Consider the following 20,114-nt stretch of genomic DNA (forward strand, 5'->3'; position numbering starts at 1 on the left):
CAAATGTGGATAACCCATTTGCACCGTTTTCTCACGGGTACAACGAAGCATAACTTGATTGTTTGGTTGACGCTGAGTCTGATAATTTCCACGCTTTACGGCACTTTAGCCCTTCAGTTTGCCTTCAGCAGCCAATATGTGGTACAGGATGATGCGCGACAGCATGTCTTCTGGATGCGGCGATTTTTAGACCCAGAGTTATTTCCTAATGATATCATTGCCGATTATTTCCAATCGGTTGCACCATTAGGATATCGCGCCCTATACCATTTCATGGCAGGGATTGGGATTGATCCGATTGTTTTGAGTAAAGTTTTGCCCCTGGTTTTGGGATTAGTTACCACAGGTTACTGTTTTGGCGTGGCGGTGCAATTGTTACCAATACCTTTGACTGGATTTATCGCATCTGTAATGCTGAATCAAAATCTGTGGATGCAGGATGGGTTGATATCGGGAACTCCCAAGGCGTTTATTTATCCTATCCTGTTAGCGTTTTTGTATTATGGGATGCGCCATTCACTGATTGGGATGGGAATCGCGATCGCGCTGTTAGGATTGTTCTATCCCTCATTAGTGCTAGTCTGTGCGGCGTTTCTGATTTTGCACTTGTGGCGGTTTAACCGGAAATTTCCCTCTGTGTCTCACAATCGCCGCGATTATGTCTTCTGTTTCACGGGTTTGGCAGTGGCGTTTGCGGTGTTATTACCCTACAGGATTAGTCTGTCAGAATTTGCCCCGGTGATCACAGCTACACAAGCCAAAAGTTTACCCGATTTCTTATCTCAAGGGCGAACTCGCTTTTTTATCGACGATGCTTGGTCATTCTGGTTTAATGGACGCAGTGGTATCCGCATTGATACAGCCTTAGCGCCGCCTCTGAGTTATTTGGGCTTGCTATTACCCGTTATGCTACGCTTTCCCTCTCGCTTTCCCCTCGCCAAGCAGATAACCGGGAATATGGAAGTCTTAGTCAAGTTCTTATTGGCGTCAGCTATTTTATTTTTAGCCGCCCATGCTCTGCTATTCAAACTGCACCTGCCTAGCCGTTATACTCAGCATAGCCTGCGGATTGCGATCGCGCTGGCGGCGGCAATAGTTCTCACCCTCATCCTAGACGCGGTTTTCGCCTGTACAGAGGCGCCATGGCGCGTCTTTTCGGTCAAACTGGGACAAGTTTTTGCATTCGGTTTAATCAGTGTAATCGGAATTACCTTAGTCGGATATCCTCATTTGGTTCTGAATACGTTTCCCTGGACGGCTTATATTGGTGGTAATGTCCCAACTTTATATGAGTTTTTTCAACAGCAACCCAAGGACAGTCAAATTGCATCATTAGTGGAAGAAGCGAATAATTTACCCACTTATGCACAACGCTCAATTTTAGTTGGTCGCGAATATGCGATTCCCTATCATTGGGGTTATTATCGCCAATTTCGGCAGCGGATGTCAGATTTAATTGAAGCGCAATATAGTCCAGATTTGGCGATTGTCCAGGAGTTTATCAAAAAATACGGGATTGATTTTTTGCTGCTACCGACTACACCATTAACAGCCGAATCAATTGCTAATGATTCTTGGTTGATGCAGTACCAACCTGCGGCAAATCAAGCCATAGCTAAACTTGAAGCGGGGAAACAACCTGTGTTGGCATCCTTGAGAAGTGATTGTGCTGTTTGGGAAACACAGGGATTGATGGTTCTAGAGGCAGAGTGTATCCTCCAAAAAAGACGCTAAATTCTATCCCTATATAGAGACATTGCGATCGCGCCGTCTATAAAATAACCAGTAGTGAAGTAAAAATGAAAGCTATAGAGATATCATGTCAAAGGATAAAGGACTCAGTGAACAAGCATTCAGTCAGGCAGCAGAAGCTGGGTTTTCTAGTCAACTCGATGAGGTGGAGGAGTTGGATGTGGACATTCAGACTAATCCCCTTAAGGCAATTCAAGGCAAGGCGGATTCAGTCTCGATGAAAGGCAAAAAAATGGTGCAGGGAGACTTGCGCGTTGAGGAAGTAAAAATGGACATCGGTAACATCACTATTGATACCATGAGTGCTGCCTTTGGCAATATTAAACTGGAAAAACCAACCGATGCCACGGGTCATGTTGTTCTAACGGAACAAGACGTTAGTCGAGCGCTCAACTCTGAACTTGTGCATAATAAATTGCAAAACCTAAGCGTGCAGATAGAGGGCAAACCGGCAACGGTTGACGTACAAAAGGCGGACTTTTCTTTACCAGGTAACGGTAAGATTGGTGTGAAGGCTGAAGTTTTTCTTCAAGAAACGAGGGAAACTCATTCAGTTGCCTTTACTGCAGTACCCCACTTAGACCCAAGCCAGGGAACCATATCCTTAGAAGATGTCCAGTACAGCGAGGGGAAAGATTTATCACCGGAAATCACTAGAACATTACGCAATAAAATTAGTGATTTGTTAGGGTTACGTGACTTCGTTCTAGAGGGAATGTCACTGCACCTCACAAAATTGGAGGTGCAAAAGGGTAGGATGACGCTTCAGTCTCAATCTCATGTGGAGAGTCTTCCCTCATCTTGAATTCCGCTATACTAAACTTTAAACGGAGTCGTTATGAGTTTATTTATATGCCCAACCCCACTGTAGAAAATCTGGTGATTATCGGTTCTGGTCCTGCGGGTTACACGGCTGCCATTTACGCCGCCCGTGCTAACCTCAAACCCCTGATGTTTGAGGGATTCCAAGCCGGGGGACTTCCTGGCGGTCAGTTAATGACTACCACCGACGTAGAAAACTTTCCCGGTTTTCCGGAAGGGATCACAGGTCCGCAACTGATGCAGGGGATGAAAGCCCAAGCCGAACGCTGGGGGACACAGTGCTATACCGAGGATGTCACGTCTGTGGATTTGAGTCAGCATCCTTTTATTATCCGTTCTGACGAGCGAGAAGTTCAAGCCCACAGTATTGTAATCGCCACCGGTGCCACCGCTAAACGTTTAGGACTCAAGAGCGAACATCAGTATTGGAGTCATGGGATCTCCGCCTGTGCGATTTGCGATGGTGCGACTCCCCTGTTTCACGGTCAATCCCTAGCCGTGGTGGGTGGGGGTGACTCCGCCGCCGAAGAAGCCGTGTATTTAACTAAATACGGGGATCATGTGCATTTATTGGTGCGCCGTGACCAACTGCGGGCATCAAAAACCATGCAAGATCGAGTGCTAAATAATCCCAATATCACCGTTCACTGGAATACGGAGGCGGTGGATGTATTTGGCGAAAATGGTCGGATGAGTGGGGTCAAACTCCGCAACATCCAAACGGGCGAGGAGAGCGACTTACCGGTTAAAGGATTATTTTACGCGATCGGTCATACCCCCAACACCTCCCTGTTCCAAGGACAACTCGACCTGGATGAAGTGGGCTACATTATCACCAAACCGGGTTCGGTTGAAACCAGCGTAGAAGGGGTTTATGCGGCGGGTGATGTGCAAGATCATGAATTTCGCCAAGCCATCACGGCGGCGGGAAGCGGCTGTATGGCAGCTATGTTAGCCGAACGCTGGTTATCTACCCATAACCTGATTCAGGAATATCACCAGAAACCCGAATCTGAACAACCTATCCAGAGGTTGGAAGATAAACCGACAGCAGATACAGAAGAAACCTTTGATATCAATGAGACACGGCATGTTGGCGGTTATGCCCTACGCAAACTCTTCCACGATAGCCATCGCCTGATCATAGTTAAGTATGTTTCACCCAACTGTGGTCCTTGTCATACCCTGAAGCCAATTTTAAATAAAGTGGTGGATGAATATGAGGGCAAAATTCACTTTGTCGAGGTTGATATTGAAGCGGAACCCGAAATCGCTGAAAATGCTATGGTTACTGGGACACCTACGGTACAATTTTTCAAAGACAAAGAAATTTTAGATCAACTCAAGGGATTAAAACAAAAAAGCGAATACCGTCAGATGATTGAGAAGTACCTACCCGCCGAAGTTTCAGCAGCTAGAGCGTCGGTCTAGTAATAGCCATTCGTAGCGCGTCTCTACGAATGGCGCGTCTCTGGTGTACTAGATTAATTTCTGAAATCGCTCATCCTGCCGAATACTAGCCAAATCGGAGTCATTTTTAGCTAAATTTCGGTACTGATCAGGATTCAGATTGATAGTTTTTTGCAGGTTTTCGATCGCTAGGTCAACATTGCCCTGCAAAGCATAACAGCAAGCTTTATTGTAAAAAGCAGGAGCACTGTCAGGTTTTAACTCTATCACTTTGTCGAAACTAACCAAGGCTTCTGGGTAGTCTCCCAATTGTAAAAATGCATACCCTCGATTATACCAAGCCTCATATTTGTCGGGCTTGATTTTCAGGGCTTCGTCGTAACTGGCTACAGCATCTTGAAAGTATCTCAAGTTGACGAGGACATTGCCGCGATAATACCAAGTACTATGTTGTTTATACTTAAGTTTTAGGGCTTCATTGTAACTTGCCACGGCTTCTTGAAAACGCTCAAGGCGATACAGTGTACCCCCTCGGTTATTCCAAGCTTCGTGAGCATCGGGTTTAATTTTTAGGGCTTCATCATAGCTAGCGATGGCTTCTTGGAACTGTTTTAGGTGTACCCAAGCATGTCCTTGGTTATACCAAGCTTCGTATTTATCCGGCTTAATTTTCAGGGCTTCTTGATAGCTAGCGATGGCTTCAACAAAGCGTTGTAAGCTAAACAGAACATTGCCTCGATTGTACCAACCTTGATGCAGGCTCGGTTTAAGGTCTAGGGCGTTATTATAGCTGACATTTGCCGCTTCATACTGTCCTAAATTCACCAGCGCATTGCCCCGATTATACCAAGCCGGGTAAAAGTCTGGTTGCAATTTCACCGCCTTGTCATAGCTAGCGATCGCTTCTTCATGGCGTCCCGCCTTATCCAGGGCGATTCCCCGGTTATACCACAGTTGGTATAAATCCGGTTCACGTTCTAAAACTTGGTCAACCGTCGCGATCGCTTCTTCAAACTGTCCGGACTGGATCAGTACAATACCCAAGTTATACCAAGCTTCATGGGTTGTGACTTCCAAGGGGTGATTGTAGCTAACGTTTGCGGCTTGAGGATTTTCTAACAGGAGAGTACTCATCGATGTATTTTTTGGCTATGAGAGGCTTTTGACCTGGTTCACAGGTTGTAGCGTTGAGGGGGAACGTTCTTGACGATTCTCGATTGAGTGCAATACATAAAGGAGTCGGGAAACGAATGTGGGGTTTAGGGTTTAGGGTTTAGCAATCAGAACCGCGATCGTTCACGGCTTAGGGTTGTCTCCTCACTTATCCTAGTCAACGCCTTTACTTGCTTATTCTTCCCCAACTCCCCGAAATCCGGATCAGTATAGGCAGGCTTGTGCAAGTGTGGGTTCTCGTTCAATCACTTGATCAAAACTTGCGATCGCGGCTTCATGCTTTCCCCAGTCTGCCAAAGCTATGCCTCGATTCAACCAGATGCGCGTATCCTGGGGGTTTAACACCCCCGCTTGGTCAAAACTGGCGATTTCACTCTTGTCTATTGCTGATGCTCCCCCTCAATGGTCACAGTCGATTTCCCTCTATCTTTGCAAATCTTTACAAGTTTGTATTGTTTTATACCTATTCTTTAAGATAGATATACGTTTATAATAATTCTCAAAGTCTCAGCCAAAGTAGCGACAACGCCCCAACAGGGGTTGTGTCTCTTACTCTCTAACAAATGCCGTTAGAAATTTCACGCATTGACTATGGCAATTAGCGCCACTAGCCAAAGAAAAGCTAATAGTAAAACAAACAGTCGTACCCCTACAAAAAGCGAGGAAACAAGCATGGCAAAAGATAACGAAACCCAATCAACAAAGCTAGCTATTCAAAAGCAGCAAGCTGGGGAAGTTTCTCTGGTTGAACCTTCAATCCCTCTACCGGGAAATCGTCCCATAGCCACCAGTTCGCTAAAAGTGAGTGACCAAGGTTCAATAAGGGGGATGCGTCCTGTGGATACCAGCGAGTTACAAGTTGTTGGCACATTTTCATCCATGGGTGATCGCCCGATCTCGGCGAGTAACATGCAAGTCCGAGATATCATGGCTGTGTCAGGAAATCGCCCGATTTCTGTGAGTACCCTGCATCTTACGGGCACAGAAATGATTCTGGGGAATCGCCCCATCGCCTCCAATATCATGGAAGAAATTGATGAACTGATTGGTTATCTAGATTAATTTTTAGTTAAACTCTATCTTCCAGGTTGTCGAGATATTCTAGCAGAGTGTCTCGACAATTTTGTAGGGTAATCTCTAAAAAGGAAGTAGTAAACCCCGATTGGATATAACCAATTCCTACTTTAGGTATAAGGCTGGGATCAGCATAATCTACCCGTAGATTGACGATTATAATAAAAAATACAGATACATTGGATATTAACGGAAAAGAAATTGCCTAAAGAATTATTTACTAGTTTGGTGGGCAAATTCATAATCATCATAATTGGGAGACTCTTAAAATATGAGTACGGAAGATAGAGCTAAAGCAACTGCCAAAAACATTGAAGGTAAGGCACAGGAAGCCATGGGTAATGTTACTGGTGATCCTGAAGATCGGGGAGAAGGTAAGGCAAAGCAAAAGGAAGCTGAAGCTCGCCACGCTGTCGAAGACGTGAAAGACAAAGCTAAACAAGCAATTGACTAATTGCATTGTAAACAATAGTAAGCAGGTAGATATTTGTGCGCGATTGGGAACGCCGCCAAAGCCGTATCTGATTTTATTTTAGTCGGCTGATTCACTTCTACCTGCCTTACTAGAGAGGGAGGTCTAGGCAATCTTGCTCTAGACCTTCTGGTTATTTCTTCAAAACCCAATATTAGTTTCATCAGGAGGTTGCTGTGAGTTTAGGTCAAAGAACTCGCCAGTTTATCACAGCTTTGGCTTTAATTTTAGTCCTAGCTACAACATCGGCTTGCCAAGCCAACCAAACCAAGGCAAAAGCGCCAACGGCACTAAATCCCAGTGTAACCTATCAACAATTAGAACAAGGTAACACGCCAGCAGGTCAAGAGTTTGGTAAGTGGGTGGTACAAACGGCAAAGGGATTAATTAGTGATGCCTACGTGCGCGATAACGATAAGTTAGGTATTGTGATTACACCTCAAGTTCGTCCCCAAGAGGTTAAGGATTTAGCCCGCTCTTTAGTTCAAGGGTTTCACCAGAATTTTCCCAATCGAGATCTGAAGGTATTGGTATACGCCCCGGATAAAGAACTCATTGTGACAGCGAATTACAATAATCAGTCCAATCAAGTTACGTATCAATAAAAAAAGGAGATAATAAACTATGGCAACTAGCGACCAGTATAAACGCCAGATCATGAATGATTTGGCGGGTGGTAATACGGAATCTCTGGAACAGGTTCCAGAAAAGCCAGAGCAAGAGTATCAAAACTTTGATGACTTTGCTCAACGTTCTTCGCGAGATGAACGACGTCAATTATTTGGCAGATCCCTGCATCCCGATCGCATACCTCCCAGTCAGATGGAACCTGAACTGCGACAGGCTATCGCCCAGATTAAGCCCAATGAACGGGATGATGTGGCGCGTGAGTTTTTCAAGCAACTCAAGAAACGTGGATTGAGCGATCGCGACTTAGAAAAGCAACTCGGACTTTCTACTCATCACGCCAGTCGGATGACAGAGGATGATGTGGCTAAACTCGCCGCCTTTACCTATCACTCTCATCCAGATATCTTTCAAGAGGTTTTAGCCGATCAACCTGCCATTGTCAAATTCCTTAGCAACCCCTTGGTGGGGGCAGTTATGGGGGCAGTTGCCTCAAAATGGTTCGGACATCGTCGCTAATCACTCAAGGTTTAAGTTAATTGTTCATTGTCATCAACCTGCGTAAGCAGGTTTTTTTATAGCGGTGGTTTCTAATCCCCAGGAGAGGCAGGTAAGTTTTGATCCTTCACTTCGGAAAGAAAACATAGCATCTGAATGTTCCAGACGTGCCATGGCATATCTGTAGGGGCGGGTTTCACGGCTGTCTTTTCGGTTGCACCCAGATCTAACTAAACCCGCCCCGACTTTCACTGACTGACTGCCAATATCGTTAAGATACGCGCTACAGTAAGCAGTATCCTGCGCCATATCTATGTAGGTTTATCTACTCCCTTCCCGGTAGAAGATTACCTATTTTTCTCTTCCCCTGCTCCCAGACGTGCCATGGCACGTCTGGAACATTGCTCCCCCTGCTATTTAAGGAGTAAAGCATGAATCGGTTATGGCGAAAAGTGTGGAATACATTTATTGTAGTCGTTGACAAGAAAATTATTACTGTTTTGACAGTTCTATTTTGTGCTGGAGTTTTGGGGACTTTATTAAGTATGTCCCATCTTTCCTTTCAACTGGTCGAATCCCAGGCACTCCAAAACGCTAAAGTTTATGCACAACTTATGAAAAAAGCCCGAACCGTTTATAGCTCAGAAATCGTCAGTCGAGCCGAAACCGTGGATGGGATTCGGGTTACTCATGACTATTTGAATCAAGCAGGCGCGATTCCTCTACCTGCAACCTACTTACTCGAACTGAGTCGTAAAATTCGGGAAAAAAAAACAGATATGTCCGTTCGACTCTACAGCGATTATCCTTTTCCTTGGCGACGTGACGAAGGGGGACCAAAAAATCAATTTGAATGGGACGCCCTAAACTATTTAAAAGCTAATCCAGATCAATCCTTTTTCCGAGTTGAAACCCGTCGCGGTAAGCCGACACTACTCTACGCTGAAGCTGATGTAATGACACCAAGCTGTGTAGCTTGTCACAATACATATCCCGGTACGCCTAAAACAGATTGGCAAGTGGGAGATGTACGCGGAGTATTAGAAATTACCCAATCTCTGGATCAGTTTAAAACCCAAACTCGTACCGGATTACAGGAAACATTTTTGATGCTGGGTGGTTTATCAATTGTGGGAATTTCTGGATTAGCCTTATCAATCCGTCGTTTGCGTCAGCACTCCAAAAAATTACAGCAACAAGTCAGGGAACGAACAATTGATTTAGTGGAAGCGAATGAAGAGATTTCGCGGCTAAACGAGCAGCTTCAATTGGAAAATCTGCGGATGAGTGCGGAACTGGATATTCCTCGTCAGATGCAGCAAATGATTCTGCCCAAACCGGAGGAACTAACCTCAATTGAAGGCTTAGATATTGCTGGGTTTATGAAACCGGCTGATGAAGTTGGCGGCGACTATTATGATGTCCTGAACTATGATGGAATTGTCACAATTGGCATTGGTGATGTCACCGGACACGGGTTGGAAAGTGGGATGGTGATGATCATGGTACAAACGGCGATTAGAACATTGAAAGAAATGCAAGAAACCGATCCGATAAAATTTATTGATGTTCTCAATCGCACGATTTACCGCAATGTTGAGCGGATGAAATCGGACAAAAATTTAACCCTAGTCATTGCCAACTATGTAGGTGGACGACTGAGTGTGAGTGGACAGCATGAAGAAATGATTGTCGTCCGCTCATCCGGTACATTGGAACTGATTGATACGATAGATTTAGGATTTCCAATTGGCTTGGACGAGGAAATTTCTCAGTTTATCAATCAAATTTCTGTTCAATTAAATCCCCAAGATATCGCCGTACTTTATACGGATGGAATTACGGAGGCGGAAGATATCAACGGCAATTTTTATGGACTTGAACGGCTGTGTCAGGTGATTCAACGGAATCGACATTTAACGGCGACTGCTATTCAAGAGGAGGTGATTGCTGATGTCTTGCATTTCATTGGCAGCCAAAAAATTTATGATGATATCACGTTGCTCGTGCTGAAACAGAAATGAATTTAGGGAAAAATTAATTATAATTTTAGGTATTGGGTCTAAAAAAGCATAAACCCTTGAGGCACAATGTTTATAATGTTTAGGAAAATAAAACATTTAGTTAGCCAAACATCAGGCAGTGTGCCACTACCCATGGTTTTGGTCGTTCCTTTTGTCGTGCAAATCTTTGCTACAGTGGGATTAATTGGATACCTGTCCTTTCGCACGGGACAAAAAGCGGTCAATGAACTCGCTATTCAGTTAAGCACTAGGGTAACAGAGCGGATTAATCAACACCTAAAAAATTATTTAGAAACGCCACACTTTATGCAGGCTATAACCGTATCATCAATCCGTAATGGAAATCTAGATATTAATAATTTTACCAGCTTACAGCAACAGTTTTGGTCTGATATCCAACTGTCGGATGCTGTTGATTATATTTTCTTAGGGGATCAAGACGGTAATTTTATTGGTGTGCAAGAATATAGGGATGGTGGCAAAGTGGTGAAGTTTCGCGATCGCGCCACCGCCCCTAAACGGCTGATTTATGCTCTAGACGAGGATGGAGAGCGGACTGAGTTGCTCAAATCCCAAGACTATGACCCCCGTACTCGCCCCTGGTATCAAGCAACCCTTAGAGCGCAAACCCAAACCTGGAGTCCCATCTATATTTCCGCCGATTTAGGTATTTTGCAAATTACGCCCGCGACACCAATTTATGACCAACAAGGAACGCTGCAAGGAGTTTTGGGGACGAATTTAATTTTATCTCAAATTAGTGACTTTTTACGGGACTTGAAGATTAGCAAATCTGGACAAGCCTTTATTATTGAACGTTCAGCTAACATCGTTGCTAGTTCCACCGATGAACCTCCTTATCTCTCCACTGATTCAGTACCGATTCGCCTCAATGCTCTGAATAGCCAAAAGCCCGGTATTAAATTAACGACTCAAGAACTATTCCAACAGGTTGATAATCTCAATCAAATTAATCAACCTCTACAATTTTCCTTTGAACTCAACAACAAAACACAACTAGTACAAGTCTCACCTCTAACCGATGTACAGGGGTTAGACTGGTTGATTGTGGTTCGGGTTCCCGAAGCGGACTTCATGGCACAAATTACCGCCAATACTCGCACCACTATTTTGCTCTGTCTTGCTGCTTTAGGGGTGGCTACAATTCTGGGTATTCTCACAGCGCGATGGGTGACTCAACCCATTTTATCCCTGAATACGGCTGCCAAAGAGATTGCTAAAGGAGAATGGGAAAAAATCGTCGAGATTAATCGTTCGGATGAAGTGGGAGAGTTAGCAAAATCCTTTAACAGCATGGCGAAACAGCTTCATGAGTCCTTTGAAACTTTAGAAGAAAAAGTAGAAGAAAGAACCGCTCAACTGGCTCAAGCCAATGGCGAAATTCGCGCCCTCAACCAACGTCTTAAAGCCGAAAACCTCCGCATGAGCGCCCAACTTGATGTCGCCAAACAGTTACAACAAATGGTTTTACCCAAGCCAGCAGAATTAGAAGCAATTGAAGGATTAGATATTGCGGGGTTTATGGAACCCGTTGACGAAGTGGGAGGAGACTATTATGATATTCTCCATCACGATGATGTTGTGACGATTGGCATTGGTGATGTGGCTGGACATGGGTTGGAAAGTGGTGTGGTTATGCTGATGGCACAAACGGCAATTAGAACCCTTCAGGAAATGCAGGAAACTGACTTGGTTAAATTTTTGGATGTTATCAACCGCACCATTTATCACAATGTTGAGCGAATGAACTCCGACCGGAATATGACCTTAGCAATCTTAAACTATTGCGGCGGACGAATCAGCATTAGCGGACAGCATGAAGAGATTATAGTCGTGAGAGCATCGGGTGAGATTGAGCGAGTCGATACGATAGATTTAGGCTTTCCGATTGGCTTGGATGAGGAAATCACTCAGTTTATCAGTCACGTTTCCGTGCAATTAGAGTCTGGGGATGGTATTGTGCTATATACCGATGGCATTACCGAAGCCGAAAATATGGAGGGAAAACAGTACGGCTTAGAACAGTTATGTCAAATTGTCAGTCAAAATTGGCAAGGCGCAGCAGAAGCGATTAAACAAATCGTGATTGATGATGTGCGGCGACATATTGGTTCTCAAAAGGTTTACGACGATATCACACTATTGGTACTCAAACAAAAATAGATAGTTTGGGATTCCGGGTACAGTTAGACGTTGGCGATAGTATTTATTTTGGTAAAATCATGAATAAATTAATTATTTTAATTAGTAATTGATGGCTATGCATAAGATATTCGGAGAATTTCATGAGCGTCTTTCTAATGAACATGAGTTTTTAATTCTTGGCTTTTCACCGAGCTCCATTCCCATTCAGCAACGCTGGCGCAACAATGGTTTGTCGGCTGATTTTGTCGCTGATTACTTAACTACATTTTTTCCCGCTATTGACGAAGATCCCGACCCTGAGGGAAAGCGGGTAGAAATAAAAGGAGCGGTGAGTTATATTGCTAATGAGCTACTGGAAAATGCGATGAAGTTTAATGACGATAGTTCTTCCTATCCGATTAAGTTTGGGCTACATATACTAGAGATGGCGGCAGAAATAACGTTAGTTTTTTTGGCAACTAATAGTGTTTCTCATCAATCTTTGGATAAGTTCCAATCCTTCATTAAAGAACTACTCGAATCCGATCTGGATGAATTCTATATCCATCAGTTAGAAAAAAGTGCTGAAGATGAAACTGGGGGAACTTCTGGACTGGGGCTACTAACCATGAAAAATGATTATTTTGCCAAATTAGGTTGGAAATTTGAAACCGTTCAAAAAGAACCAGAAGTGATTACGGTGACAACAATGGTGCAACTTAAGGTATAGATTTGAAACCTTTAATCAGTATTATTTGAAATATGTAGTCTTAGGAGCAGATGTATTCATGGAAAATCAAGAAATTCAGGGTGAAAACTACCAAGTAATTGGTGATCCAGAAACAGCAACCGTCTACTTTAAAGGGTCACTGCGACTGGGTGGGATGAAAGAGTACGAACCCATCGTCAAAATCCTCAATGAGATGATTCAGCAAGACCATTCCCTGATTACGTTAAACCTGCGGGAGCTAGAATTTCTCAATAGTTCGGGGATTAGCATGTTGTCAAAATTTGTCCTGAATGTACGCAAGAAGAAGACTATCCAGATTGAAATTAAAGGTTCTGACCAAATTCCTTGGCAAGGAAAATCCTTAAAGAATTTGCAGCGATTAATGCCAGGATTAAAGTTGGAGTTGGAGTAATTTACAGCACGGATTCATAGCAAAAAATTGAAATAACCCCCCTTTTTTCCACGGCGATTTTAATCGCTGCTACACAAACTTTCGTCCGCTTGACAAGGACTAGGTTATACTCACATCTTGTACCATTCAAGGGTAAGCTTAAAGCTTAGAACCGTTGACCCAAACCAAACTGGAGTCGGCTATCTCCTTGATCATTAAATCCTAAATCGGCGCGAATGACACCCACAGGGGAATTGACGCGCAACCCAGCACCATAACCAAACCCTATTCCCGGTTTACCCCGCACCACACCAGGTTCTCCAGGTACGGTTTCACCAGAACCCAAATCGGATGCAAAGTCGGCAAAGACAACAGCGCCAACTGGATTGAACAGGGGAATCCGATACTCCGCCGACGCTAACACATAACTGCGCCCCGTTCCCACCTCTCCTGTACCGTAGCCTCGCACCGAATTTTGACCGCCGAGGTTAAAGGCGTTGTAGGGGGGTAAGTCACCAATCGTAGTTCCTCCCTGAACGTTAAATGCCAAGACTTCTTGAGTATTGTTATTAAATACATCAACGGGAACATACTGGGAGTAGTTCGCCTCCAGCCGATTCATCAAAATACTACCATTGCCAATCGGTACAGACTGTTCTGTACTCAGACGAGCCAAAGAACCTTGGGTAGGATTGACGGGATTGTTTCGTTTGTCTCGCGTCACTCCGGCGGAGACGGTAACTAAATCATCAATTCCGTTATCACTGAAGGAGAGACGATTGCCTAATTCATCAACCGCATTAATTTTACCGTTACTATCGCGGATACTGGTGCGGGTATAGTTGACTCCCACCGACGCATCCCATTCCTGATTCACTGGTTTGGATAGGGTTACACCACCCCCAAACTGTCCTTCACGGGGATCATCCCCATTAGCGAGATCAACATCATCATCGAAGGTTTGGGATACAGTACGACGTCGAAACGTATTCACCTCATATCCCGGTTGTTCCGGATTACTGGCGCGGTATGGTCTACCATAGTTGCCATTAAACTGCAAGTCCCGACGGCTAAACTGCACATTCAGTCCGACTTTTTGGTTCACACCGCCGAGATTGAAGTCGTTATAGCTGAGAGTGCCAAAAACACCGCTATCATTGCTATATCCTGCCCCAGCATTCACCCCACGGGCTGATCGTTCAATCAGATTATAAATAACATCGACATTTCTAGCATCGCCATTCAGGGAAATGTCCACCTTCTCAAATAATCCTAATTGGTAAAGCTGTTGCAAGTCTTGGCGCACAACCTCCACATTAAAGACTTGACCCGGTTGTAGGCTCAATTCGCGATCGATGAAAGCCTCGCGAGTTCGTCCGTCTGTGGGTTCACCTTCTTCGTCGAGGAAGCGGAAATTAATGTCACCGACAACGCCTTCAGCCACCTCAACGGTAATCACACCATCGGGTGTCGATCGCACGTCTAAAACCTGTGCCAAGATATAGCCATTGTCTTTATACCATGCTTCTAATTTTTGTAAGCCTTGACGTAGGCTAGCGGGACCAACGGGTTGACCCAATTGCGGATTAAAAATAGAATTAGCAACGTCTGGAGTGAGAACCTGGTTACCCGAAAGTTGTAGCGATCGCGCGATAACAGGTTCAACCTGATAAACTACCTCCCAGCCAGTGGAATTAGTCGTTGGCGTGACACTGGCGTTGGCAAATACCCCTGTATTTATAATCGCTTGAATATCCTGATCCAATTGGCTTTGACTGGTTTGACCCCCCGGACGAGTTCTAATCGTTTTTAAGACAAGCTGCTGCAACTCTTCCGACACACCAACGACTTGCACATCTGTAGCGAGAACCACTAAATCGTTAGCAGGTTGTGATTGATTAAATGTGGGAACCGATTGGGCAAATTCTGGGGTTAGCGTCGCTTCTGGAGAGGCGACGGTTCTAGGGGAAGGCGTTGCTGGGGAGGCTTCTGTGGGGACAACATAGTTTCTGGTTTCCGATGGCGGGTTAGCAGTTGTGGGATCTGGAGTAGCGTTGACTGGGTTAGTTAAGTCCCCACCGACAAGCACAGCCAAAGTGGAAAAGGCAACAGCTTTGTATAGCATAAAATTAGCCTCAATCGTCCGTTCGTTGGTAAAGAAAGTTTTACGTTTGGTTAACCTGACCGAGGCTGAACCCGTGAAGTTCCAACAGATGTGCCAGCTTTATATCTGACACAATCAGTTCAGGATTTAGCCTTGCTTTACCGTTGAACCGCCATCTGTAGGGGCGGGTTTCACGGTTATTGTTGTTTACCTCACCCAAATATGAATAAACCCGCCCCCACCAAGTGAGAGAGGTTGAGCAAACATGAAAATCTCACCTCTAAAATCACATGACCGAAAGCGATGTAATATATCAAATTCAGGTCAAACGTTATCGCGACAGTATGCAACAGATTGATTGGCTGATTGTCTTGCTCTACCTGATTGCTTCAATGGGCTTAGGGCTTTATCTATCTCGCAAAGCCTCAGGGAGTTTGGTGGATTTTTTCGTCTCCGGGCGATCGCTCCCTTGGTGGTTAGCGGGTACAAGTATGGCGGCGACAACGTTTTCCATTGATACGCCCCTTTACATTGCCGGGGTTGTCGGTAATCGAGGAATTGCCGGAAACTGGGAATGGTGGAGTTTTGGCATCGCTCATCTGGTGATGATTTATATCTTTGCCCGATTGTGGCGACGTTCGGAAATTATCACCGACGCCGAATTGACTGAACTGCGTTATGGTGGACGAACAGCAGCAATCTTGCGGGGAACGAAAGCATTTTTATTTGCCGTACCGATTAACTGTATTGCCATTGGCTACGCCATGCTTGCCATGATTAAAGTTGTGGATGCCCTGGAACTTTGGCAGAGTTTGGGGATTGAACCGGGGGAAAATCTGAAAATTTGGAGTGTGGTTGGCGTTAGCATTCTGGTTTTAATTTACTCAGGTTTTGCTGGGCTTTGGGGTGTGGTCACTACCGATTTTTTTCAGTTCTTTTTAGCACTATTTGGGGCAATTGTTGTCGCGATCGCGGCGGTGAATCATGTGGGTGGAATTCATGTTCTTGTGCCAAAAGTGCAGCAGATAACTGGACATGATATCTTATCCTTTTTTCCCATCACTGATAATTTTCGCTGGAGTGAAACGGCTGGAATTACCGCCAGTACCTTTTTTGCCTATATCTTTCTCCAGTGGTGGACGTTTCGTCGTAGTGATGGTGGTGGGGAATTCGTGCAGCGTCTGGCGGCGTCTAAGGATGAAGCGGAGGCAGAAAAAGCGGCGTGGTTATTTAATATTCTCCATTATGTAGTTAGAACTTGGCCCTGGATACTCGTGGCGCTGGTGGCAGTTGTCGTCTATCCCGATTTATCAGACCGAGAATTAGGTTATCCTAAACTGATGCTGGATTTCCTACCCCCCGTGATGTTGGGGTTAGTCGTCACGTCTCTACTGGCTGCGTTTATGAGTACAGTATCCACATCGATTAACTGGGGCGCGTCTTATTTAACCAATGACCTGTATCAGCGCTTCATTAGACCTGATGCTCAACAGTCAGAGTTGGTATTAGCGGGGCGGATTGCTTCAGTGGTGGTGACAGCGTTGGGGGCCATGGCAGCGTTCTTTTCTCAGGATGTGGCGACTGTCTTTCGGTTAGTGATTGCCATTGGCACAGGTCCTGGCTTAGTCTTAATTCTACGCTGGTTTTGGTGGCGGATCAACGCGACCGCTGAACTGACGGCAATGGTGGGTGGGTTTATTGTGGGGTTGACGACTAGTATTGTCCCGATTATCCAGATTGAGGAGTTTGGCTTGCGTCTATTGGTGACGACAGCCATTACCAGTGTGTTATGGATTACGGCAATGTTGGTGACACCGCCAGAATCTGAGGCGACTCTGGAGGCGTTTTATCGCCAGGTTCGTCCAGCAGGTCCTGGTTGGCAACGTCAACAGGAAAGCACAGGGTTACTACCGATGCAAAACCTGGGACAGGATATTAAACGGGTACTTGCTGCCATTTTATTGTTATTTGGTGCTATGTTTGCGATCGGAGGGTTTTTGCTGCTGCAACCCCTGACGGGTTGGGTGTCCCTCATCGCCACTGTGAGTGGTGCAATGTGGCTGCGTCAGCTTAACCGGAAAAAACCTTTACCTGTACCCAGACCAGGATTAGATGATCGGTAGCGAATGTGACCACTGGGGAGGATTTCAGTAGATAATTTGATTAAACCGATGTTCTCAGTAATTCTAAGATAGATAAGAATAGCGTTACAAATCTTTACCCTACTGCACACCTATGTCTATTTTTCGCCAATATATTGCCCCTTTTCTGATCGTCTTAGTTTTTGTCGTCGCATTACTCGCCGTTAGCGCTCGCATCTTTTTGCCCAATGATATGGCAGCGCCTGCACCTATTGAAGAGACGAATTCAGTTAGCATGAGGGGATTGGGGATGTGAGAGAGTATTGAGTAGGGGCGGGTTTAGGGACTTTCGTCTCGCTGTTCATGATAACTGTTGTTCAAAACCCGCCCATAGCTTACGCGAGGTTTCTTACGCTTCTTATGACCCAGTTGCGCCATAGTACCCGTGCGAAACGTTATTGGTAAAACCCGTCCCTACAACCACGCACCCCCGCTCCCTTGTTGCCTCAACTCCTCTTTATCAGATGCGTACATTTTTAATACCGGGCTATCAGCTACGAGTTGGTTCTCGATTAGAGAAGGCAACCCTGCTGAAGTTTCTTCAACTCAGTTACCAAGAGCTTTTTTCTCAACAGCAAGATTTTTCTCATTTAGAAGAAACAGTAAGGCGGTATTTTTGTCAAGACACACCGTTGTGGTGGGTAGACGTAGCCAACCATGAGGGTGACGCCGCGCCATCAAATCAACCTGTTGCTGCTCTGTGGCTGGGAAATGCAATTGATCAGGTCACCGGCGATCGCCATGCCCATGTTTTTTTGCTGTATGTGATGCCAGACCATCGGCGTCGGGGTATTGGTTCGGCGCTGATGTGCCATGGGGAGAACTGGGCGAGAGAGCGGGGCGATCGCCAAATTGGGTTGCAAGTGTTTCAGTCTAATCCATCGGCTGTGCGTCTTTATGATAAGTTAGGATTCCAAACCCAGTCCCTTTGGATGGTAAAACCGTTCTCTGGATAAGCGTTGTGACCCTCTAAAGACCTTGGAGAGCCTGCTTTGGAGTGCGAAAATTATGTAATGGATAAGTTGACTCATGACAAATAACAAATGACAAATAACCGTCGAATAAGATATTTTTTAAAATATGTATGATAACGACGAGCTAAGATTAATCGAGGCGGCAGGTGAGCTAGAAAGCCCTCTGGATGAAATAGAGCCAATTGATGACCACTCAGAGGCGACTAAACCCGATCCAGAAGCGATGCTGGCTCTGCTAACCGCTGGCCAAACGCCCCAACGGATGCTGGCGGCGCGGGCTTTTTGTGAACTTCAAGATGAACGGGCAATTCCCCATCTGATTAATCTGTTAAACGATGTCTGTCCTTTGGTACGGGTCAGTGCAGCTTATGCCTTGGGACGCAATCCCGACCCGACAGCGGTAAATCCGTTAATTGAGCAACTGAAACGGGATTGGAATGGTTATGTGCGTAAAGGGGTCGTTTGGGCATTAGGGAATTGCCGCGATCGCAGAGCATTGCCAAGCTTGATTGATGCCTTATGTACAGATATCTCTGCCGTGCGTTTGTGGGCAGCAAGTTCCCTGGCACAAATGGCGAAGTTAGACTATGACGATATAGTCGCCTGTATTCCCCCGTTAATTACCGCCTTAAAACAAGATCCTATGGCAGCAGTACGCAGTAACTGTGCCTGGTCATTAGGGCAGCTTTGTCGAGAACTACCCTCCAATGCTATTTATGCAGGTGCGGTTGACGGTTTAATTGAAGCCTTTGCCGAAGATGAAGATATGGGCGTGCGGGAAGATGGGAAAGCAGCCCTATTGAGAGTGGGCGATCCCCGTGCCTTACAGATGATTGAGGAACTTGAGCTAGAAGGACTGTTTTAGCGGATTGGTCATTGGTCATTTGTTTGCTCCCCCAGCGCTCTATTCCCTATTGCCTATGGACAGCTTCTCTCTACAGACTGATGAACTTTTTATGCCTGCTTCTCAAAATAGAAAGCAGAAGCACAACGCAACACTAATCCGAGTCCTGCATTCTGGCAGGTTTATCGGTGCTGAAGCATAAATAGAGAGAAAAAATATGGCTGTAGCACAATCACAATTAAGACATGCAATTGGTGTCTTTCCTAGCCGTCAACAGGCAGAAAATGCGCTCATGGAACTCAGAGATAGAGGATTTGATCTGGATCGAGTTTCTGTGATTGCCAAAGACGCGAGTCTCAACGACAAAATTGGCGGTACTGACCTGCATAAAAGCAGTGGTAACCAGGCGGGAGAAGGCGCAAAAGCGGGTGCAGCTGCTGGCGGTACGGTAGGAGGTTTCCTCGGCTTAATTGGTGGTCTAGGTGTACTGGCAATTCCTGGTGTCGGTGTAGCGACAGAATTAGGCGTTATTTTAGCGAATACTCTTCTAGGAGGCGTTATTGGTGGCGCAGGCGGCGGTTTAGTTGGTGCCCTGATTGGTTGGGGAATACCTGAAGATGCCGCTAAACATTATGACGAACGAGTTTCCGTTGGGGATTATGTGGTCATTGTCGAGGGTAGCGAAACCGAGATCCAGAATATGAGACCTATTTTGCAAAATCGAGGAATTCAGGATTGGGCTATCTATAATGCACCTGGCGTCAATACCAATCCTCAGATGGGCGGTAGAGTGTAGGTAGATAGAAGGATGGGCAATGTTCATCCTATAAATAAACCTAAACTTGGAAACAGCGGGGATAAGTCCTCGCCGTTTGTTTTTTGGCATAATTCTAGGCAACCCATTCACCAAACCCTTATCATAGAAGCATTTCA

Annotated in this window: 20 protein-coding genes; 16 read left to right on the forward strand and 4 right to left on the reverse strand. The window is 45.3% G+C overall.

Features of this window, described 5'->3' with window-relative positions; all coding sequences use genetic code 11:
- Positions 1-3: 3 nt before the first annotated feature.
- The 3 genes from RLO19_RS24585 to trxB all read left to right on the forward strand — a co-directional run bounded on the left by RLO19_RS24585 (position 4) and on the right by trxB (position 4,005).
- Positions 4-1,734: a hypothetical protein gene (locus RLO19_RS24585; RefSeq protein ID WP_446360024.1), complete on the forward strand. Its 1,731-nt coding sequence runs from the start codon at positions 4-6 to the stop codon at positions 1,732-1,734.
- 85 nt (positions 1,735-1,819) lie between these two features.
- Positions 1,820-2,557: an LmeA family phospholipid-binding protein gene (locus tag RLO19_RS24590; RefSeq protein WP_446360025.1), complete on the forward strand. Its 738-nt coding sequence runs from the start codon at positions 1,820-1,822 to the stop codon at positions 2,555-2,557.
- 47 nt (positions 2,558-2,604) lie between these two features.
- Positions 2,605-4,005 (forward strand): thioredoxin-disulfide reductase, encoded by a 1,401-nt coding sequence (gene trxB, locus RLO19_RS24595; RefSeq protein ID WP_446360026.1) that lies wholly within the window; start codon positions 2,605-2,607, stop codon positions 4,003-4,005.
- Between the two features lie 48 nt (positions 4,006-4,053).
- On the opposite strand, the gene RLO19_RS24600 is transcribed toward trxB, so the two are convergent.
- Complete coding sequence (locus tag RLO19_RS24600; RefSeq protein ID WP_446360027.1) at positions 4,054-5,118, reverse strand: tetratricopeptide repeat protein; 1,065 nt, start codon at positions 5,116-5,118, stop codon at positions 4,054-4,056.
- A 243-nt stretch (positions 5,119-5,361) separates the two neighbouring features.
- On the reverse strand, positions 5,362-5,502 hold the full coding sequence (locus RLO19_RS24605) for a hypothetical protein (RefSeq protein WP_446360028.1): 141 nt from the start codon (positions 5,500-5,502) through the stop codon (positions 5,362-5,364).
- A 327-nt stretch (positions 5,503-5,829) separates the two neighbouring features.
- Between RLO19_RS24605 and RLO19_RS24610 the strand changes: the two genes are divergently transcribed.
- The 4 genes from RLO19_RS24610 to RLO19_RS24625 all read left to right on the forward strand — a co-directional run bounded on the left by RLO19_RS24610 (position 5,830) and on the right by RLO19_RS24625 (position 7,849).
- Positions 5,830-6,219, forward strand: coding sequence for a hypothetical protein (locus tag RLO19_RS24610; RefSeq protein WP_446339925.1), 390 nt, complete (start codon positions 5,830-5,832; stop codon positions 6,217-6,219).
- Positions 6,220-6,502: 283 nt separating this feature from the next.
- Positions 6,503-6,685 carry a CsbD family protein gene (locus tag RLO19_RS24615; protein ID WP_446360029.1) on the forward strand — a complete coding sequence of 61 codons (183 nt, stop codon included), beginning with the start codon at positions 6,503-6,505 and terminating at the stop codon, positions 6,683-6,685.
- A 194-nt stretch (positions 6,686-6,879) separates the two neighbouring features.
- On the forward strand, positions 6,880-7,308 hold the full coding sequence (locus RLO19_RS24620; RefSeq protein WP_446360030.1) for a hypothetical protein: 429 nt from the start codon (positions 6,880-6,882) through the stop codon (positions 7,306-7,308).
- Positions 7,309-7,327: 19 nt separating this feature from the next.
- Positions 7,328-7,849 (forward strand): hypothetical protein, encoded by a 522-nt coding sequence (locus RLO19_RS24625; protein WP_446360031.1) that lies wholly within the window; start codon positions 7,328-7,330, stop codon positions 7,847-7,849.
- Between the two features lie 33 nt (positions 7,850-7,882).
- Here RLO19_RS24625 and RLO19_RS24630 read toward each other — a convergent pair whose 3' ends face one another.
- Positions 7,883-8,137 (reverse strand): hypothetical protein, encoded by a 255-nt coding sequence (locus tag RLO19_RS24630; protein ID WP_446360032.1) that lies wholly within the window; start codon positions 8,135-8,137, stop codon positions 7,883-7,885.
- A gap of 122 nt (positions 8,138-8,259) precedes the next feature.
- Here RLO19_RS24630 and RLO19_RS24635 point away from each other — a divergent pair, with 122 nt between their 5' ends.
- The 4 genes from RLO19_RS24635 (at position 8,260) to RLO19_RS24650 (ending at position 13,139) form a co-directional block, all read left to right on the forward strand.
- A complete protein-coding gene (locus RLO19_RS24635; RefSeq protein ID WP_446360033.1) occupies positions 8,260-9,852 on the forward strand; it encodes a SpoIIE family protein phosphatase in 1,593 nt (530 codons plus the stop codon).
- Positions 9,853-9,927: 75 nt separating this feature from the next.
- Positions 9,928-12,036, forward strand: coding sequence for a SpoIIE family protein phosphatase (locus RLO19_RS24640; protein WP_446360034.1), 2,109 nt, complete (start codon positions 9,928-9,930; stop codon positions 12,034-12,036).
- Positions 12,037-12,133: 97 nt separating this feature from the next.
- On the forward strand, positions 12,134-12,727 hold the full coding sequence (locus RLO19_RS24645; protein ID WP_446360064.1) for a DUF6272 family protein: 594 nt from the start codon (positions 12,134-12,136) through the stop codon (positions 12,725-12,727).
- A gap of 58 nt (positions 12,728-12,785) precedes the next feature.
- Complete coding sequence (locus RLO19_RS24650) at positions 12,786-13,139, forward strand: slr1659 superfamily regulator (protein ID WP_446360035.1); 354 nt, start codon at positions 12,786-12,788, stop codon at positions 13,137-13,139.
- 145 nt (positions 13,140-13,284) lie between these two features.
- Here RLO19_RS24650 and RLO19_RS24655 read toward each other — a convergent pair whose 3' ends face one another.
- Positions 13,285-15,243: a BamA/TamA family outer membrane protein gene (locus tag RLO19_RS24655; protein ID WP_446360036.1), complete on the reverse strand. Its 1,959-nt coding sequence runs from the start codon at positions 15,241-15,243 to the stop codon at positions 13,285-13,287.
- 323 nt (positions 15,244-15,566) lie between these two features.
- On the opposite strand from RLO19_RS24655, the gene RLO19_RS24660 reads away from it, so the two are divergent.
- The 5 genes from RLO19_RS24660 (at position 15,567) to RLO19_RS24680 (ending at position 19,977) form a co-directional block, all read left to right on the forward strand.
- On the forward strand, positions 15,567-17,345 hold the full coding sequence (locus RLO19_RS24660) for a sodium:solute symporter family protein (protein ID WP_446360065.1): 1,779 nt from the start codon (positions 15,567-15,569) through the stop codon (positions 17,343-17,345).
- A gap of 112 nt (positions 17,346-17,457) precedes the next feature.
- Positions 17,458-17,619, forward strand: a complete 162-nt coding sequence (locus tag RLO19_RS24665) for a hypothetical protein (RefSeq protein ID WP_446360037.1) — start codon at positions 17,458-17,460, stop codon at positions 17,617-17,619.
- Between the two features lie 208 nt (positions 17,620-17,827).
- Positions 17,828-18,319, forward strand: a complete 492-nt coding sequence (locus RLO19_RS24670) for a GNAT family N-acetyltransferase (protein ID WP_446360038.1) — start codon at positions 17,828-17,830, stop codon at positions 18,317-18,319.
- A 124-nt stretch (positions 18,320-18,443) separates the two neighbouring features.
- Positions 18,444-19,202 (forward strand): HEAT repeat domain-containing protein, encoded by a 759-nt coding sequence (locus tag RLO19_RS24675; RefSeq protein ID WP_446360039.1) that lies wholly within the window; start codon positions 18,444-18,446, stop codon positions 19,200-19,202.
- Positions 19,203-19,398: 196 nt separating this feature from the next.
- Positions 19,399-19,977 (forward strand): general stress protein, encoded by a 579-nt coding sequence (locus RLO19_RS24680; protein ID WP_446360040.1) that lies wholly within the window; start codon positions 19,399-19,401, stop codon positions 19,975-19,977.
- The last annotated feature ends 137 nt before the right edge of the window (positions 19,978-20,114 follow it).

It is taken from the genome of Coleofasciculus sp. G2-EDA-02 (assembly GCF_040226375.1).
Classification (GTDB): domain Bacteria; phylum Cyanobacteriota; class Cyanobacteriia; order Cyanobacteriales; family Coleofasciculaceae; genus Coleofasciculus.

Coding starts and splice junctions, on each gene's coding strand:
- RLO19_RS24585 (WP_446360024.1), top strand. CDS start 4: ATGTGGATAACCCATTTGCACCGTTTTCTCACGGGTACAACGAAGCAT.
- RLO19_RS24590 (WP_446360025.1), top strand. CDS start 1,820: ATGTCAAAGGATAAAGGACTCAGTGAACAAGCATTCAGTCAGGCAGCA.
- trxB (WP_446360026.1), top strand. CDS start 2,605: ATGCCCAACCCCACTGTAGAAAATCTGGTGATTATCGGTTCTGGTCCT.
- RLO19_RS24600 (WP_446360027.1), bottom strand. CDS start 5,118: ATGAGTACTCTCCTGTTAGAAAATCCTCAAGCCGCAAACGTTAGCTAC.
- RLO19_RS24610 (WP_446339925.1), top strand. CDS start 5,830: ATGGCAAAAGATAACGAAACCCAATCAACAAAGCTAGCTATTCAAAAG.
- RLO19_RS24615 (WP_446360029.1), top strand. CDS start 6,503: ATGAGTACGGAAGATAGAGCTAAAGCAACTGCCAAAAACATTGAAGGT.
- RLO19_RS24625 (WP_446360031.1), top strand. CDS start 7,328: ATGGCAACTAGCGACCAGTATAAACGCCAGATCATGAATGATTTGGCG.
- RLO19_RS24630 (WP_446360032.1), bottom strand. CDS start 8,137: ATGGCGCAGGATACTGCTTACTGTAGCGCGTATCTTAACGATATTGGC.
- RLO19_RS24635 (WP_446360033.1), top strand. CDS start 8,260: ATGAATCGGTTATGGCGAAAAGTGTGGAATACATTTATTGTAGTCGTT.
- RLO19_RS24640 (WP_446360034.1), top strand. CDS start 9,928: ATGTTTAGGAAAATAAAACATTTAGTTAGCCAAACATCAGGCAGTGTG.
- RLO19_RS24645 (WP_446360064.1), top strand. CDS start 12,134: ATGCATAAGATATTCGGAGAATTTCATGAGCGTCTTTCTAATGAACAT.
- RLO19_RS24650 (WP_446360035.1), top strand. CDS start 12,786: ATGGAAAATCAAGAAATTCAGGGTGAAAACTACCAAGTAATTGGTGAT.
- RLO19_RS24655 (WP_446360036.1), bottom strand. CDS start 15,243: ATGCTATACAAAGCTGTTGCCTTTTCCACTTTGGCTGTGCTTGTCGGT.
- RLO19_RS24660 (WP_446360065.1), top strand. CDS start 15,567: ATGCAACAGATTGATTGGCTGATTGTCTTGCTCTACCTGATTGCTTCA.
- RLO19_RS24665 (WP_446360037.1), top strand. CDS start 17,458: ATGTCTATTTTTCGCCAATATATTGCCCCTTTTCTGATCGTCTTAGTT.
- RLO19_RS24670 (WP_446360038.1), top strand. CDS start 17,828: ATGCGTACATTTTTAATACCGGGCTATCAGCTACGAGTTGGTTCTCGA.
- RLO19_RS24675 (WP_446360039.1), top strand. CDS start 18,444: ATGTATGATAACGACGAGCTAAGATTAATCGAGGCGGCAGGTGAGCTA.
- RLO19_RS24680 (WP_446360040.1), top strand. CDS start 19,399: ATGGCTGTAGCACAATCACAATTAAGACATGCAATTGGTGTCTTTCCT.